General features: G+C 66.2%; 11 protein-coding genes. 1 reads left to right on the forward strand and 10 read right to left on the reverse strand.

Annotated features, from left to right (window positions below):
* Positions 1–18 precede the first annotated feature (18 nt).
* From ON37_RS28335 to ON37_RS28375, 9 genes are all read right to left on the reverse strand, one after another.
* Complete coding sequence (locus ON37_RS28335) at positions 19–318, reverse strand: hypothetical protein (RefSeq protein ID WP_040723836.1); 300 nt, start codon at positions 316–318, stop codon at positions 19–21.
* A 42-nt stretch (positions 319–360) separates the two neighbouring features.
* Complete coding sequence (locus ON37_RS28340) at positions 361–783, reverse strand: hypothetical protein (protein WP_040723837.1); 423 nt, start codon at positions 781–783, stop codon at positions 361–363.
* A gap of 45 nt (positions 784–828) precedes the next feature.
* Positions 829–2,289, reverse strand: a complete 1,461-nt coding sequence (locus ON37_RS31315; RefSeq protein WP_157171656.1) for a PPE family protein — start codon at positions 2,287–2,289, stop codon at positions 829–831.
* A 27-nt stretch (positions 2,290–2,316) separates the two neighbouring features.
* Positions 2,317–2,631, reverse strand: a complete 315-nt coding sequence (locus ON37_RS28350) for a PE domain-containing protein (protein ID WP_040723838.1) — start codon at positions 2,629–2,631, stop codon at positions 2,317–2,319.
* Positions 2,632–2,737: 106 nt separating this feature from the next.
* Positions 2,738–6,751 carry a type VII secretion protein EccCa gene (eccCa, locus tag ON37_RS28355; RefSeq protein WP_051032230.1) on the reverse strand — a complete coding sequence of 1,338 codons (4,014 nt, stop codon included), beginning with the start codon at positions 6,749–6,751 and terminating at the stop codon, positions 2,738–2,740.
* Positions 6,748–8,307, reverse strand: coding sequence for a type VII secretion protein EccB (eccB, locus tag ON37_RS28360; RefSeq protein WP_040723840.1), 1,560 nt, complete (start codon positions 8,305–8,307; stop codon positions 6,748–6,750). The genes eccCa and eccB overlap by 4 nt, the downstream gene beginning before the upstream one ends.
* A gap of 3 nt (positions 8,308–8,310) precedes the next feature.
* Complete coding sequence (gene eccA, locus ON37_RS28365) at positions 8,311–10,065, reverse strand: type VII secretion AAA-ATPase EccA (RefSeq protein ID WP_040723890.1); 1,755 nt, start codon at positions 10,063–10,065, stop codon at positions 8,311–8,313.
* 368 nt (positions 10,066–10,433) lie between these two features.
* Entirely contained in the window at positions 10,434–12,107 is a 1,674-nt protein-coding gene (locus ON37_RS31320) for a WXG100-like domain-containing protein (protein WP_157171657.1), read from the reverse strand.
* A gap of 18 nt (positions 12,108–12,125) precedes the next feature.
* The gene (locus ON37_RS28375; protein ID WP_040723842.1) at positions 12,126–13,097 is read right to left on the reverse strand and encodes a C40 family peptidase; all 972 of its coding nucleotides are present in this window, start codon (positions 13,095–13,097) and stop codon (positions 12,126–12,128) included.
* A gap of 199 nt (positions 13,098–13,296) precedes the next feature.
* Between ON37_RS28375 and ON37_RS28380 the strand changes: the two genes are divergently transcribed.
* Positions 13,297–14,700, forward strand: coding sequence for a hypothetical protein (locus ON37_RS28380; RefSeq protein ID WP_040723843.1), 1,404 nt, complete (start codon positions 13,297–13,299; stop codon positions 14,698–14,700).
* On the opposite strand, the gene ON37_RS28385 is transcribed toward ON37_RS28380, so the two are convergent.
* The gene (locus ON37_RS28385; protein ID WP_040723844.1) at positions 14,685–16,931 is read right to left on the reverse strand and encodes a hypothetical protein; all 2,247 of its coding nucleotides are present in this window, start codon (positions 16,929–16,931) and stop codon (positions 14,685–14,687) included. The genes ON37_RS28380 and ON37_RS28385 overlap by 16 nt on opposite strands.
* Positions 16,932–16,940 lie beyond the last annotated feature (9 nt).

The raw sequence follows: 16,940 nt of genomic DNA on the forward strand, positions 1-16,940 counted from the left end.
ACCAGGAATGCACTGCCGCTACGCTTTGATGTTGAGGAAGCGGTTGCCGTTGTGCTTGTCGGTCTGGTTCATCAGACCGCCGTAGCCCGAGGTGGTGCTGATGGCGTTGTGCAAGTTCTGCATCGACTGCTTGTAATCGTCCAGCTTGCGGGTCAGCGTATTCGTGATGTGGTCGTACCCCTCGGCACCGGCACCCATGAATTCACTCTTCAAGCTCTTGGCCAATTGGTCGATGTTCCGCGTGTTCTCGTCCATCGCCTTGATCAGGCTGTCCAGGTTGGTCGTATGCGTGTCGACCGCGTGGAAATCGTATTTCATGATTTTTCTCTTTCTTTGTCTCCGTGGACGATAAATGCCCGGTTACGCCCAGGTGCTGGTGTCCACCTTGAAGTTGCCGGCGTTCGTATCGATACCCTTGAGGGCCGCCTCGCTGCCCGACCAGGTGCCGTCGGAGAGTCCACCCTCTGCCGCGGCCCTGTTGATCTGATTGCGGATATCGTCGTCGGTCACCTGCGCGTTCACGCCGAAATCACTGAGCGTGGTGACGATTTCCTGCAATGTCGAGGACAGCGCCTTGCCCTTGGTGTGCGCGTTTCCGAGTGCGTTGTAGATTGCGCTACCCGCACCCTGGCTCACCACCGCGGCGTGCAATTCGTCCTGCAGGTTCGCCAGTGCTGACAGGCGGGCCTCCAGCTCGACATGGCAGCCATGGGTGTTGTTCGCCGTGGTCTGCATCTTGTGCGGATCACCATTGAATGTGATTCCGTTGTGAGTTTCACTCATCTCGCGTTCCTTTCGCGACCGGTTGTAAATTCCGCCCAGGCACGATTACCGGGGACGTTCCGTGACTGCCAGGACCGAATCCGAGTCGGAGTCCTCCTCGTTTCGGTCGATGACACCGACCGCGGGGGATGCGTCGGAAACAACATCCTCGGGGCGGTCACCCTCGTCGTATTCGATAACTCCGATGATCGGTGGTTTCTCCAATACCGGAACTTCCTGGAATTCTCCCGGAACGAATACCTTCGACGGCTGCTCATCTTTCTTGTCCCGCCGACGCCGCATCTGCGCTTTGGGCGCGACGGCGCCGCGAGTCGGCGGCCGGCGCAGCGGGCCGCTGCCGCCGGCGGGTGGCGCGGAGGTGGCGCCGAAGGCGCGCACACCTGCCGGATTCCAGTTGGTGGGCAACCTGAATCCCGTCGATGCCCCGGACATCGAACCCAGACCTCCGCGCATCATCGACAGGGCCACCGAACTGCCCACGCCGCCGCTCAACCCGGCGAGTGTCGGCGAATACGGTGAGGTGCCGTAGAAGCCTTGGTCGTCGATGCCGAAGCTATTGCCTCCCACGCCCGGATCGGCCAGGGAGTCGTTCATCGGTTGCAGGGCATTGTCGATGTCGGTCATCGCCCGCTGAGCCTCGGTGTCCGGCCCGACGGACTGGGTCGGGTCCGTGGAATTCGTGGACGTACCAGGGTGATCGGGCGAATCCCTGATTCCCTCGTTGCCCGTTTTCCCGGTATCGTTCGCATGCTGACCACCGGTGGAATTCGAACGGCCCGTGTCCGACGTATCCGGTCGCGGCCCGCTGCGCAGGGTGGTCGGGCCTCCCGAGGGCCCTCCCTTCGGACCGATATCGGGGGTGACCGACGGGCCCAGATCGCCGGTGGTGATCGGCGGCGGCGGAACCGGGGGCGGCAGTTGCGATATCGCATGTGCCGTCTCCGCGGCGTAGACCTGCATCGTCATCGCCGCTTCACCCCACATCGCGAGGTAGAGGGCCTCGTTCACCGCCATCGCCGCTGTGTTCTGGCCGGCGCTGTTGGTCGCCGCCAACGTCGCCGCGGCGACCCGATTCGCGATGATGACCGGCAGCGGAACCATCGTCGCCCGAGCCTGGGCATTGGCCGCAGCCGCCTGAGCGGCCTGCTTGGAAGCCCCCGCGGCCACGTGCGACTGCTGCCGCAGCCACTCGGCGTGCCGACGGAAGGCGCCCTCGGCACGAGCGCCCGAGTCACCGGACCACGAGGCGGCCATCGCGTTCATGGATCCATCGGATGCGCTCGCCGCCACTGCCAGCGCATCGGCCATTTCGGCATACGACGCGGCCGTGGCCAGCATCGGAGCCGGACCCGGACCGAAGGTCAAGCGCGCCGAATTGACTTCGGGCGGCAACGCCCAGAAGTCCACGGCGCCGATCGAAGCAGTGGCCAGTCCGGCGGCCACCAACGCGATCTCCTCGCCCAGCGCCTCGGCACCGGCGATTGCCGAAGCCAGGGCATCGCTCATACCGCCCATGGCAAAGCTCCGTACCGATCAGGGGGTGAAAATTCCGCGGGCCGCGACATCGCTGCCGCTGGAGATGTCTCGAACCGAGTAGTCGATACTGACCGGGTTCAGCGCACTCGATCCGTCGCGCAGATATCCGACGCCACGCGCACTACATGCCGTCAGGCTCTCGGTATAGGCCGTAAAGCACAGGGCCGCAGCCTGGCTGACGGGATCCACAGCAGCGGGCGCCGGATGAGCGGTTGCGGCCGCCGAACTCAGCGCGGAAGCAAGGCCTGTTTCGATGGTGCTGAGGAGCGCGCCGATGCCCGGCAGATCCTCGGGGATTACCTGGAGAGTCATAGGAAACTCCTTATGTCCGGAGCCGCTTGGCAATCAGCGGTACAGGAAGAACGCTAAGGCATTCCCACCTTTGGGAACGCCCTTCGCATTCCGCCCGACCAGCCCGTCACTGTTCCTCGGAAACCATCGCGGTCTGGACCAGATCGCGCCGGGAATGCAACGGCTCCACGAGGATTCCGCGGCCGCGCGGTTGCTTCGTGGCCTTCACATCTCCGATCAGCACACCGTCCATCTTGGTGCCGTCCATGATGTAACCCGAGCAGTTCAGATTCTTGATCTGCCCGAGGATGTTGTCGTACAACGCCATATCGGCCTGGGCGATGCTCCGGGCGGCGATCAGGTGCAGACCGGTGTCGCGACCGTCGACGATCAGATCCCGCAGCGGATCGAGTGGGTTCATCGAGCCTCGCGGGGCGACCATGTGATAGTCGTCGACCACCACGAAGATTTCCGGACCGCTCCACCAGGACCGCTCTTTGAGCTGCTGCGGCGTCACGCCGTCGGGAGGGCGTCGTTCGCGCATCTTCGCCGCGAACGGCGGCAGCCCCTCGACGAGGTCACGCTCGCTGGTGAGATAGCCGATCAGCTGGTCCTGTGGGATCGCCTCCATATGCTGGCGGCGGTAATCCACGAGCAGCACGCGCGCCTGGTCCCGGGTGAACTGCCGTCGAATCGAATCCAGGAAGGCCGCGATCACCGTCGATTTACCGCATCCGCTGGAGCCCAGCACCACCATATGTGTCGACACCCCGAAGTCGACCGCGGCGACGCTGAGATCGGATTCCCGTACCCCGAACGGCAACACGAGCCGTTCGGCCAGCGTGGTCGGCGTGGGGATGTTCGCATGGACAGCGTCCACTCCGATACGGTCCGGCAGCAGCTTCACCGGCGGGGCCTGCCGTCCCGCATAGTTCCTGGTGAGCTGTTCGGCAGCCTGGGCCAAACCAGCTCCTGCCGACTGCGGATCGCGCACGCCGTCGATGCGCGGCAGCGACGTGAGCATGTGCAGCCCGTCGTTGGAGATGCATCGGCCCGGCCGGTCCGGCGGAATCGCCGCCACCACTTGGCGATTGGCGTGGAATACGGTATCGGTGAGGTCGCCGAGGCGCATTTCGAGCCGGGTCTGCAGCAGATCCTTCACCGCCGGACGGATGGCCGCCCAGCGCGAACTGCTCACCACCAGGTGCACACCGAAGTTGAGGCCCTGTAGCGCAATGGATTCGACGACCCCGGAATATTCGTCGTAGTACGGGCCGTTGACGGCGAAGCCGATATCCCAGCCGTCGATGACCAGGAAGACATCACCGAATTCGTCGCCGCGCGCGGTCAACTCGGCCGATTCCACCGGATCGGCGCGCCGACGGCGGAATTCCCGGACCGAGTCGATGCCCAGATCGGCGAACAGGGTTTGGCGGGCGGCCACCAAATTCGTGAACAGCGCGAAGGTGCGCCGGATCCGGTCCACATCTCGGGCAGCCGCCACCGATCCCACATGTGGTATCCCGCGCACACCGCTGAGACCACCGGAGAAGTCGAGGCAGTAGAACTGCACCTGTTCCGGTGTGTGTGTCAGCGCGGCCGACAGGATCAGTGTCTGCAATGCGGTGGATTTGCCCGACTGCGGACCGCCCACCACGGCCATATGGCCGCCGGACGCGGACAGATCCACGGTCCAGACATCCTGGCGCTGCTGGCGGGGGCGGTCCACGATGGCGATCGGGAGTTGCAGTGCGCCGGGCGTTACCGCCGGTACCAGCGCGTCCAGCGTCGGTGGAACGCCCAGCGGCGGTAGCCACATGGCGTGCGCCCGCTGTCCGTGCCCGGCGAACTGAGCCAGCACGGTTTCCATCAGGGTCACCGGCTCGCCGTCACCATTGGGATCGACGACCACCGGCTCGGGCGCGACACGTACCGGTTCCTTGCGGGCGGAGCCGATGAACGCCGCGGTGAACTGTTGTGGTGGCCGGTAGCCGCCGCCGGGGCGACGCGCGCGCTGCGCGCCCACCGCGCTGGCCTGTGCCGGTGGCACGTACGGCGCACCGACATAGGCCGCCTGGAACCGCTGCAAGTCACCGGCCCCGACTCGCAGATACCCCGCGCCCGGCTTCTTCGGCAGGTGGTAGGCGTCCGCGGTCCCGATGGCGTCTCGCGAGTCACTGGTCTGGTTGGTACGCAACGCAACTCGATAGGACAGATGCGCCTCGAGCTCTCCCATTCGGTTCGCGGGCACCTTCTGGGAGGCCAGCAGCAGGTGGATGCGCAGCGAGCGGCCGAGCCGGCCGATGGCGACGAACAGTTTGGAGAAGTTCGGATGCTGCTCGAGCAATTCGGCGAATTCGTCGAGAATGATGAGCAGTGTGGGCAGCGGCGCGAGCTGGGCCCCCTGTTCGCGCGCCCGTTCGTAGTCCGCCACACTGGCGAAATTTCCCGCATCGCGCAGAATGCGTTGCCGCCGGGCCATTTCACCGCTGATCACGTCCTCCATACGGGTGACGAGATCGGCCTCCTCCTCCATATTCGTGACGACAGCGGTGACGTGATGCAGTCGGTCGAATCCGAGGAATGTCGCACCACCCTTGAAGTCGACCAACAGCAGATTCAGCACATCCGGCGAATGCGTGGCGACGGCCGAAAGCACCAGGGTGCGTAGAAATTCCGATTTGCCCGAACCGGTAGCGCCGATGCACATGCCGTGCGGGCCCATACCCTCTTCGGCCGATTCCTTGATGTCGAGATACACCACCTGCCCGGTGGGGTCGTGCCCGAACGGGATGTTGAGCCGGCCGCGATCGGCGTCGCGCCGGCGCGGCCATTGCTGCTCGATCCGGATCGCCCCCGGATCGGGGATCCCGACCATTTCCTCCCAGGAGGTTCCGGTGCTGGATTGCTCCGCCGTCACCGCCTCGACCACGGTGGACAGCCGGTAGGACGAGATCGCGCGCGCCATCGCGGTGGCCGCGGGGACGGACAATGTGTCGGCGACACCGACGGGCCGTTCCCCGCGCGACGTCACCTCGAACAGCCGCCGATCGTCGGCAACGGTGAATTTGAGCGCGCGTGGCATCGACTGCTCGCCGACGCCGATCCGTAACCAGGTGCAGCCGTCGATTCCGGCGATCTCCCGCTCGTTGCCCGACGCGGACGAATCGACCAGTAGCAGATAGTGTGTGCGGTCCATCGTCGGCTGACTGTTGGCCGAGAACGGTCCGCGATTCAACTTCGACAGTACTTTCGAGCGCAGCTCGCCGACGGTGCGATACACCATGCGCGCGGACCCGATGGCGTCGGTCTCGTCGGGGTGCTGGGTGTGCGGCAGCCATTTCAGCCAGCTCCATTCGGGAGCGTCCGGGTCGCCGATCACGGCCGCGACCGCAACCTGGTCGGGCCCGTGCAGCACGACGATTTCGGCCAGCATGGCTCGCATCAAACCGGCCATGGCCGCCGGGTCGCCGTCGAAACCCACCTGCGGCGCCGACAGCAGGTTGATCGCCACCGGCATTCCGCCCACGGTCGAATACGCCTTGGCGAAACGGGTCACCTCGACCACGCCCACCGGATCCAGATCGGAGGTCGGAGCCGCTTCCGGAACGATGACCCGAACCTGATTCGCGATGCGCCCCAATCCCACTCGCACCCGGAGGAACTGTGGGCTCGATACCTGGATCTCCCACATCCGCTTGCCGCCGATCAAACGCGACAGCTCCTCCGGCCCCGGATGCGTGTAGCGCAGGAATTCGTGGAGTTCGACCTCCGCCGCGTGGACGGACTTGCGGTGATCCGCGATCGAACGCAGGTAGTCCTTGCGTTCCTCGTTCAGGCTCGCCGCGCCGCCACCGCTGTTGCCGCTCAGCGAACCGCCCACCATGCCGAACATCGACACGAGCATCATCATGGGGAAGAACAGCATGGTGGGCGACATGCTTCCGCCGTTGCGGAACATCATCACCATCATGCCGCCCATACCGGCCACCATGACGACCGGCATGATCATCCGAAGTCGCGACGGCGGAACCGGTTTCGGAAGTTCCGTCGGTGGTTGTAAGCGCAGTTCGGTGACCGCCGGAGCCTTGGGGCCCCGGACCATGCGTGCCGGGCGGACGAATCGACGGGTACTGGTCACGGACCACCTCCGGCTTTCTCCGGCAGGCCGACGGCGGCCCGATCCGGTGCGATGCCGTCGTGCACCACGCGGGCATCCTGGACCGACAACATCGGGCCGACCGCGAACAGCGAGATGATGTTCCACGGAGCGACGACCGGACTACTCAAGCCCAGCGCCTTGGCATTCGGATTCGTCTTCTCCCCCGGTGCGGAGCCGATGCCGTATCGCACCCCACTGTCGGAGATCCAATACAGCGATTCCCGCAGTGGCGAACCCGGATCGTCACCGGTGATCTGCACGAAGCGTCCGGTGTTGCGGGGCATGTACACCGCATCCGCGGTGGCGCCGTGCGAACTCGGCGCTGTCACCAGCGGCACCACCTGGGCCTGCTGCTCGGCCGGCAACGGCAATTGCCGGCCGACCAGCATGTGGGTAACCGCGTTGGCGTCGGCCTGCCCCTTCGACCACTGATAACAGGTCACCCCGGCCTTTTCCGGATCGACCAGCCGCAGCGGACGGGTCGGGTACGACGCCGTCCCGGGCCAGTCCCCGGGCCGCAGATTCTGCGCGACCGCGTCCGGACCGACCGTCATACTCGCCACCGTGCCGCGCGAGTCCGCGTTGCGGATGATCGCGGCGACCACGGGGCTCACCTGCACCAGACCGTTCTGGGACACCAGATAGTAGGAGGCGCCGCGCCCTGGGTTGGACACCGTCACCACGGAACCGACCGGAGCCGAGATGCCCCCGGACAGCGCGGATGTCATTCCGGCGCCGGGAACTTCGGGAACCTGCAGGGGTGGCACTTCGGGGATCGCGTCGATCAGCCCTTTCGAGGCCGGCACGGTCGGCGCGGTGGCATCGAGTCCCAGGGCCAGCATGACCGCCGAGTCCGTCATGTTTATCGACGCCCGCACCACCCGGCGATCTCGGTCGGCATACACGAGCCAGGTGTGTCCGTCCTGGCGCAGCAGTCGTGCCTCGTCGTCGGCGAGATCACGAATCGAGTCGCCGTCGGTGGTCAGCGGCCCGCCGATGACCGTGGTTTCCGCACCGTTGGCCGCGATCGGCAGGCCGGTGGCCGGGCTCACCGGTGCCGCAGCCCCGATGCGGGCGGTATCGCAGACCGTCCAGGACGAGTCACGCTCACCGCTGTCGGCAATGACGCCGGGGGCGCCGGGGATACCGACCCACGGACCGCGCGGATATCGGGCGAGTTCGTCGCGCGAAACCTGCACCGGGTTCTTCGCCGATCCGGTGATCAACCGAGCCGACGTGAGATTCAGTGCCGGATACAGGCGCTCGCCCAGCCGGACGAAGAGGGCGCCGGAATCCTTGTCGGCGATGATGTCGGATTGACCGACCTGTTTGGCCGGTTTGAAGAATGCCATCACCGCCGCACCGGCGACCAGTACGCAGGCGAGTGCGATGCCGATCGAGAGCGCCGTGGAGCGCCCGCGTTGAGGGTCGTCGATCATCGACGCGTCGCGGCGAACGAGCGCATGCTCGATGCGCCGCAGCAGAAACCGCCATCCCGAGATCTGGTGTTTGGTCACCACCCGGAAGCGCGCCATGGATCAGCTGGTCGGTGCCAATCCCGCCAGCGCGGCGGTGATGTCGAAGGCATCGACGGTCATCAGTTCCTCATCGGTCATATTCGCGATATCGGCGTTTTCACGGGTGAACCGGTAGTCCCGCTCGGCCTCGGCCGCCTCGACCACATTGCGGATGAAGCGGCCGTTACCGGCCAAGTCGATCAGCCGCCGGCCGTTACGAGTCTGCTGGGAAAGTTCGACACAGCGTTCCCGCAGAATTTCGCGGGCCTGCTCGGAGAGAATCGAATCCTTCTTCCGCGCAATGTGATCCGCGATCTGGACGAGTTCGTCGGCATCGTAGCTCGCGAATCGGATCCGCTTGGTGAACCGGGAGGCCAAACCGTCGTTGGAGGCCAGGAATCGATCGATCTGATCCTCGTATCCCGCGATCACCACGACCAGCTTGTCGCGATCGTTCTCCATCCGGGCCAGCAGCGTGTCGACGGCTTCCTTGCCGAAGGCGTCGCCGCCGGACAGCCCCTCCTGGATCAGGGTGTAGGCCTCGTCGATGAACAACACGCCACCGAGCGCGGAGTCGATGAGCGCGTTGGTCTTCGGCGCGGTGTGGCCGAGGTGTGTCCCGACCATATCGTTGCGGGAGACCTCGATGACCTCCGCATTTTCCACCACGCCCAGTCCCGCGAAGATCTTCGCGATGACGCGGGCGATGGTCGTCTTACCGGTGCCGGGCGGACCGGAGAAGATCAGATGCTGGGTCTTGGACTCCACCGCGAGACCACGTTTCGCACGCACCTGATCCATCAGGACCCCGGACTTCAGGCGGTCCACCTGTTCCTTGACCGAATCCATGCCGATCTGCGCCTGCAGCAACTCCGATGCCTCGCGGAGCAGGTTCTCGCGCTCGGCGCGGGCAGCGGTGGCAGCCACTTCGGCCGGATCGTCACCGGTCGAGGGGTCCCAGATGTCGGTGCGCGAGGCGATGACGGCGTCGGTCACCACGTCGAATCGGTAGCTCTTGTCCTTGACCGCACGCTGCCATTGCGGCCGCTCGGACCACAGCGCCGACCCCTGCAGACCGGCCAGCACCTTTTCGGCGCTGTCGTGATCACCGTTGTGCCGCAGCAGCATTCCGAGCAGAAAGTGCGCATCGGCCCAGATGTAGGACAGATTGCCCGAGGAACTGTCCTCGACGATGCGCTGTGCCCGTGGCAGCGCTTCCCCGATACGTCCCATCCGGGCCATCGCCTCGGTAGCCATCAACTCGGCGGCGATGTCGAGCAGGCCGTCGTCGAGGGTGGGTTTCGCGGTCCGCGCACGAATCACGTCGGGCCAGCGCTCCGTGCGGTAGTACAACGACATGCGAACGAATTCCGCGACGTCGTCACTCGGCACCTGATCGAGGATGTTGGCGGCTTCCTGCCATTCGCCGCCCTGGGCATACGAGCAGGCCTGCGCGATCGCGATCTGATCGCGGTCGGCCATCGCCACCCGCAAGCCGTACATACCCAGCTCGACCTGGCACCACAGCGCACGCTCGACGAGGCCCGCGCGCTGCTGGTCGCGGTACAGGTTGTGAACCGACCGATAGGCACCGTAGATCACCTCGGAGGTGACTTCGCCTGCCATTGCCCGGCCCAGCCAGGCATCACACATATCCGGATCGACATCGGTCGCAGCCCGGAAGGCCGCCAACGCCGTATCCTCGTTGCGAGCACCGCCCGCAACCAATCCCAAAGCTTGAACACCCGTGTAGAACGCGTCCTCGGCCGCTGACACCTGGACATCCTTCCGCCGCACTCGCCTGATCGAACGATAGACATCCGAGCCACCAGCCGTGGGAGCGCCATTCCCACCACTGGGAATATACCCGAACCATCCCGGTCGGCCGAATCCGCCTGTGTGACACCGATTCCACCGATCCGACAGGCGAAATATTGCCACTGTTCAACGGTCCGTCATTGACTGTGCCGTTATTTGACGGTAAATTAGAAGTGGGTCGGCAGTCCTCATCCTGCGGACCCGCTCGGGGCGGCGTCCACGCCACCGCAACCCGGTCCTCGGTCGCCGTGTCATGCAGCCTGCGGTCTGCTCGGGCCGACATCGGCACAGATGTCGGCCCGCCCCGGAGCCCCGGCCGTGGTCTCTCACCGCCGTTGGTCCGCCGGCTCTGTCGCAACCTCCGCAGTTACCCGTGATGCCGCAACGTCATCGACCGGCTCGCGCGGCCGCCGCGCGGATTCCGGTGCGAACACCTTCGGCGGCGCCGCGGCATCGGCGACGGTGGCCGGATCCTTCGACCACGGGGTGGCCGTCACCTCGGACGCTTCCACCTGCGCGACGTCGACGCGCCGCCGCTTCCGAGCCCATGGCGTTCCCGCCGCACGAGTATCCCGGCGGCTGCGGGTCTTTCGAGGATTCGACCGCACTTTGCCGGTGGGGACGCCCGCCGGCCCCGTCGGCGACGCGCGGGTGGTGGCCGACCGGAGTGGCGCCGAGGCGGGATCACCGCTCGCGGCGGCGGCCGGGTTCTCGCCGCTCGCCGACGCGCCCGCAACGGCACCGACAGCGTGTCCCGCGCCCGGAGGTGATGCGGCCCCCGGTGGTGTGGAAATGGACTCGGCCACCACAGAATCTATGGGTTTCCCAGGCGACTCGGCAGTCACAGGTACGTCGGTTCCCGCCTGCACAGCGGGACGTTCGGCAGCCGGCGAGACGCCTGCGCCGGGGACCGACGAATGCGCCGCTGCACCCGACACCACCGGAGCAGACCAGGGACTCGACTGCCCCGGCGAGGTCGTGCCCCCCGCTGCACTGGCCGGCGCACCACCGCTCGCCACAGCGGGCTGAGACGGCCGGGCAGCGCGTAGCCCCGAATCAGCGCCCACGCCATGGTTTTCGAGGGGATCCACCGGCAGCGACCGGCCGCCGATTCGCCCTGCCGACATTCCCACCGGTTCAGCTGCCGGATCGGGACCCTCGGCCGGCACATTTCCGGTCGGCGGTGGTCCACCCGGTGCGGCCGCAATCGGCAATCGAGCGGCCGGGGGTGGCAGCGCCGGTGCCTCCGGCATCGGCGGCGGCACCATCGGGCCCGCCGTGGTGAAGGTCAATTTGCCGGCCGCGTCGGCGAAGTTCGCGGCGTGCCGCAGGATGTCGTCGGCAAGATCGTCGAGGACGCCCGCATAACGAGTCACCTCGTCCGGTTCGATACGCAGAGTCTCGTGCGGATCGGCCTCGGGAACGCCGAGCAGGTCGCGGGTGGCATCGAACAGTGTGCCGTGCACGAAGGAATCGATGGTGTGTTCGAGCGGCTCGATCGCCTTCCCGATCACCTCGGACAGAATGTATCCCAGCAGCACCTGTTCCATGACGCTGCACAACTTGCGCGCCGCGGCACGTAGCGCCTCGGCCAGCGCGAAGGACAGACCACCGGTCGCGATCGACGTCGACAAGGCCGTTCCGTAGCTGACGGCCATCGCGCTCAGTTCGGCGAAAACCGCGATCTTCATCGCGCGGATGACTTCCGCGGTGAGGTCCAGAGCCGTGGCGACCGCCCGGCAACCACGGTCGAGCGCCACCATATGGGTGTTGCTCATACCCGCCCAGACTCGAAGCAGCTGCGAGTAGGAGTAACCGGAATAGACCGCGCCCATCTCTTTGATCGTGGTGCCCGCCGTCTCGTGGGTTTCGCGGACGTTGTCGGCGAATTCCCGGACCCGGTCGGCCAATTCGTGCACCTGATCCTCATCGATGTCGGGGTAGGGCACACCGCAGAAGTTGAGGAACAGTGCCACCTCGTGCGGTATCTCTATCGACACGGCCGATCCCCCGCAGCCTCACATCACCCGGATGACGACCGACTCGGGCGACATCCGAGACCATTTGACCGTCGATCCTGTGTACGGCGCTTCGATCACCATCCCGTTTCCGGCGGCCAATTGGACGTGTTCGGGTCCCCGCGCGCTGAACGAGCTCGCCGGAAACACCAGATCACCCGGCCGCACATCGTCGACCGGTACCCGGACGCCGCTGTAGATCTGCTCATATGTGGTGCGCGGCAACACCACTCGGCCGTCGGTCGCCTGCGCCACGGCATACTGCGTCAGTCCGGAGCAATCGAATCCACCACCGGACGGACCGCCCGCGCCGCCGCCACCCCACACATACGGCGTGCCGAGCCAGGCGCTCGCGGCACTCACGGCCTGACCGCCGAGGGTTCCGTCCGAGGTGATCGGCCGTATCGGACGGGCGCTGCGGTGCGATGCCGCGGTGCGCGTCGTTGCGACGCGCCGGGTGCGGGTCCGGCGCCGCGGACGACGCCGGGCGGCGCTGACCCGGCCCCGCGGCGATTGGGCCACCGGCAGCGGACTGATCGCCGCCGCCTGTTTCCGGGCGGCGGCCAGATCGGAATCGACCTGCCGCGACGCATCGGTAATGGTGGCGTGCGCAGCGTCGAGGAGCGCGGGACCGCTGAATCGCAGATTGCCGACTCCCGCGATGGCCTGGGCCTGCGCTCGGAAGTTGGCGATGTGATCGGCCAATCGGCCGCGGCCGGTGACCGTTCCGTTGCCGGTGTGCGCAACGGCCTTGTGCACCACCGCATCACGATCCGCCTGCGCTTGTGCCACGGCCGACCGCATCCCCTGCAGTTCCCCGTAGTCCCTGGCGATTCGTCCCTTGTGACCGTCGAGCGCGTCGATGGCCGCCGCGACCGCCGAGGGTGTCCTCGCCGCCGGCGACCCCGCTCCGTACAGGCCGAGCAGGGACTCGAGCACGCCGTGCAGGTCGGTTGTCAGTCCCGGCGCCATGACACCGCCCCACCCTCGCTCATCACCGACCGCCTTCTTCCGATCCGGCCCAGTCGCGACGTTCGGCGCACTGTGCAGCCGTGCGGGCCCGAGAACTGATAACCGACTATGCGGCACGGCGCGGGATAGTTGAAACGCATATCTTCCCACCGGGGAGAAGCCGTGACAATGAGGGAGAACTGAGAGAGGCGGTGCGGGTATGGCAGTGGAGGTCGGGCAATCCGAGTCGCTGAAGGTGACCGCCACACCGGCGGCCGACCCGCAGTACGGCGGCATCCTGCCCGGAATGCTGCACCCGCAGGCGCTGTTGCTCGCACAGCCCACCGGTGCGAAAACTCCCGGAGGGCAAACGGCCACTACGCCGGCGCGCACCGCGGGCACATCCCAGACCGACGGCGGGAAGCCCGCGCCGAAACATCCGACGCCCGATCCCGGGAAACAGCCGGAATACGGTGTGGGAAAACACTATTGGACCGTCGAACTGGTTCCCCCGCCGGGTGGCTCGGTGGCGCTCAAAAGCTTTGTGTCCATGGCGGAGACGGCCATTCAAACCGCAGTCGACATGCTCGGCCGCGGCACCATGAAGCCGCCGCCGAATGTCAACGATCTCCTGACCACCAAGGTGTACAAGTCCCTCGGTCAGGGCGAGGCCAGCGACTCGTATCAAGAGACGTTGAATGCGGTTCAGGCCCGCCAGACAAATCTCCTGACCCTGGACAACCGGGTTCTCGAAACCGCGATCCACGTCGCGGCCGGCAAGGACCAGACACTCGCGGCGATCAAGACGATCGTCGGGAAACTGCAAACCGAATTGAAATCGGTCGGTAAGGCGAAACTGAAGTCGGCTCAGGAGATCAAGCTGATGGAGGATATCGCCGACGCCCTCGACGCCGTCATCCAGAAGGTATCGGCGGTGGCCGAATTCAACAGCCAGATGGCCGGTAAGGGAAAGTCCGACTCCGACAACAAGGGCGGCACCTCGAGCACGGGAGCCGGTGGCACCTCCTCCGGCACGAACGGTGGCACGTCGAACGGAACCGGTGGGGCCGATGCGGGAGCGGGCGGCGGCGGTCTGGGTGCGCTGGGTCAAATGCTGCCGATGCTGGGCATGATGCTTCCGATGGGGCTGATGGCGCTGGCACCGATCGTCCAGCAGGTCCTGCAGGGCAACCAGCGTCAGCACGAGCAGAACCCCCAGCTGCAAGCCGCCCCGGGAACCGCACAACCGGCCGCCCCCGCCGCCCCGTCCGATCCCGCGCAGCCCGCGCCCGGACAGCCCGCCGCTGCCCCGGCGGTCGCTTCTCCCGCGACAGCCCCGCCGAGCGTCGAACCAGCCGGTGTTACCGCACCCCCCGGTGCTCCGGCACCCGCCCAACCCAGCGGAAGCACACCGCCCGGCACGGCCCCGGCCCCGGTCGGCGCCGCGCCGGCGCCCCCGGCGAACACCGGCACGCCCAGCGTCACACCACCCGATACCGGGCAGTTTCGTGGTACTTCCTACCAGCGGAAAAAGTCCGAGGGTACTGCGCCGGACGCGGCCGCCGACCCGGTGGAGCCGGAGCACGACGGCGACGAGCCGCTCAGCGATCAGACCTGGGCCTGAGGCCGCACCGGCCGCATCTGCGATCCGGCATCGGCGGACACCTGCGCGGTCTGACTTCCGGACTGCTTCTGCGGCACATCGATCCCGGCGGGATGGAAGAAGGCGTGGTACTTCCCGCCATCGGGCGCATGCTCCGGATCCAGCGGGTGCATCGAACCGTTGACGACGATGTTGGGGTGACCATCCCGCATCACCACCAGTCCGGTGTGGTTGTCGCCCCACTGCGCGACATCACCGGTCTTCAACTGGGACGGGTCGATCGGAGTCCAGTTCTGGGTCTGTGCCGCGGGCGTGCCCGCATACGCTGCCGCCACATCGGTGCCGTTCGGATTACTCAGCTCCTTGGTCACGGCATCGGAGACGATCGCCGGCACGGTCTGCGAATGCGTGGGATCGGCGGCCAGCTTCATGTCGACCAGCCTGCCGGGCTCCGCCGCGGTGGCCGCCGCCTGGCGGGCGCCCACCGACTGACTCGGATCCGCCGAGACCAGACCACCGTTCGCGTTCCGGATCGGGGAGGTGGTATTCGCGGTCGCCGGAACAGCGGTGCCCGACGGCGACATACCCGTCCGCGAGCCGGTGCCGTTCTGGCTCATCGCACCGGGCAGACCGTACTGCGACATCGGATTGAACTGATTCGCCAGCTGCTGCCCCATGCCGGCCCAGCCACCGGCCATATTCGCCGGGTTCATCATGTTCGCCGGGCTCATCATGTTCGCCAGGTTCGCTGGGTTGAATCCCTGCTGACCGGTCCCGGTCGCACCATTGGTCGCGCCGGTCCCGGCGGTTCCGGCCGCGACGATCTTGTCGATCGCCTGCTGGAACGGATCGGTGCTGCTGTCACCGGTGTCCTTGTCGCCGCCGGTGTTCTGCCCCGTACCGTCATCGGTCCCGTTGCCCTGGTCGTCACCGAGTCCCAGCGGATCGGGGTCCGCGCCGAGGTCCTCGGGAAACAGCGAGCTGTAATCCGTCTGCTGGGCCGTCGGGTCCCCCGCGGGATCTCCGGGCGGGGTGGCGTCTCCGGGACTGCCCGGCGGGTTGGCCTTCTCGGCATCGGCTTTGCCCTGCGAGTAGCCGTCCTTCTTTCCGGCGTCGTAGCCGTCCTTCTTGCCTGCCTTGTATTCCGGGGAATTCTGGTCGATATGTCCCTTCCCCTCGTCCGCGGCCGCCGCGACGCCGGCGACGACGGTGTGTGTCTGGTCCACCGCGTCGTGTAGTGCGCCGAGTAGATATTTGACGGTCGCCGCGGGAATCTTCGCCTCGGCGTCGCCATTCTTGTCGTAGGTGATATCGACCGGCTTGTCCTTCACCGCCTGCGGGGCGTCCGAGGCACTACCGGGCGCCCGCAACTTCGCATTCAGATCATCTTGAATGTTGGCGATCGTCTGAATCGCCGTCCTGGCGTGTTCATCGACCTTCGCGGTGGCCTCGTCCTTGGTGAGCGCCAGCTTGTGCAGCTCTTGTTTAGCGGCGTCGATACCGTCGAGATGCGAGGAGTAGGCATCGATCATCGCGGATTGATCGGTGAAATCGCGCAGGCCGGTCTTCTCCTGCAGCAATTCGTCGAAATCCGGTGCCTTCGAGGCTTTTCCGATCCCCATCAGATCCACCGAAACCTGCATGTACTCTTGCACGGCATCGATGGTCTTGTGCAGCACGCCTTTCTTGTAACCCTCGGCCTCACCGGTATCGCCCATCGGGTGGTGCAACTTGATGACAAGTTTGTGTTTGACCTTGTCGTCCGGCTGCTGGACGACCTGGAGCACGGTGTCCTTTTTGCCGTCCTTATCCGTGCCGATAATGACGATACTGCCGTCATTGTTGAGCTGGATACGAGTCGGCTTCGACCCTTCCGGAAGGTCAGCCTTCAATTGCCAGCCGGTGGTGGCCTGGTAGTAGCTGTTGACCCGGAGGGCGAGTCCCTCCGCGTCGAACAGGACGCCCATCGCCTTACCGACATCGTTCGCCCGAGGGTCGCCGCTCGTGTTCTCCTGATGCGGATCCTTGGTCTCCGACGAGAACAGCACCCGGTCGTCCGGACCGGTCTCGACGATGTTCCCGTCCTTCAGCTGAAGGGTGTACTGCCCGTTCTCGGACGTGATCTTCTGGCCGGTGCCCAGATAGCCACCGACATCCAGGCCGTTGCCGAGCTCCTTGGTCGCGTCCTTGCCCGGTTTGGTCGGGTCGTCGACAAGCGGTTTCGGGTCACCACCGTCGTCCTTCGGAGGCACAGCTCACCT

It is taken from the genome of Nocardia veterana NBRC 100344 (assembly GCF_000308855.1).
Taxonomy (GTDB): domain Bacteria; phylum Actinomycetota; class Actinomycetes; order Mycobacteriales; family Mycobacteriaceae; genus Nocardia; species Nocardia veterana.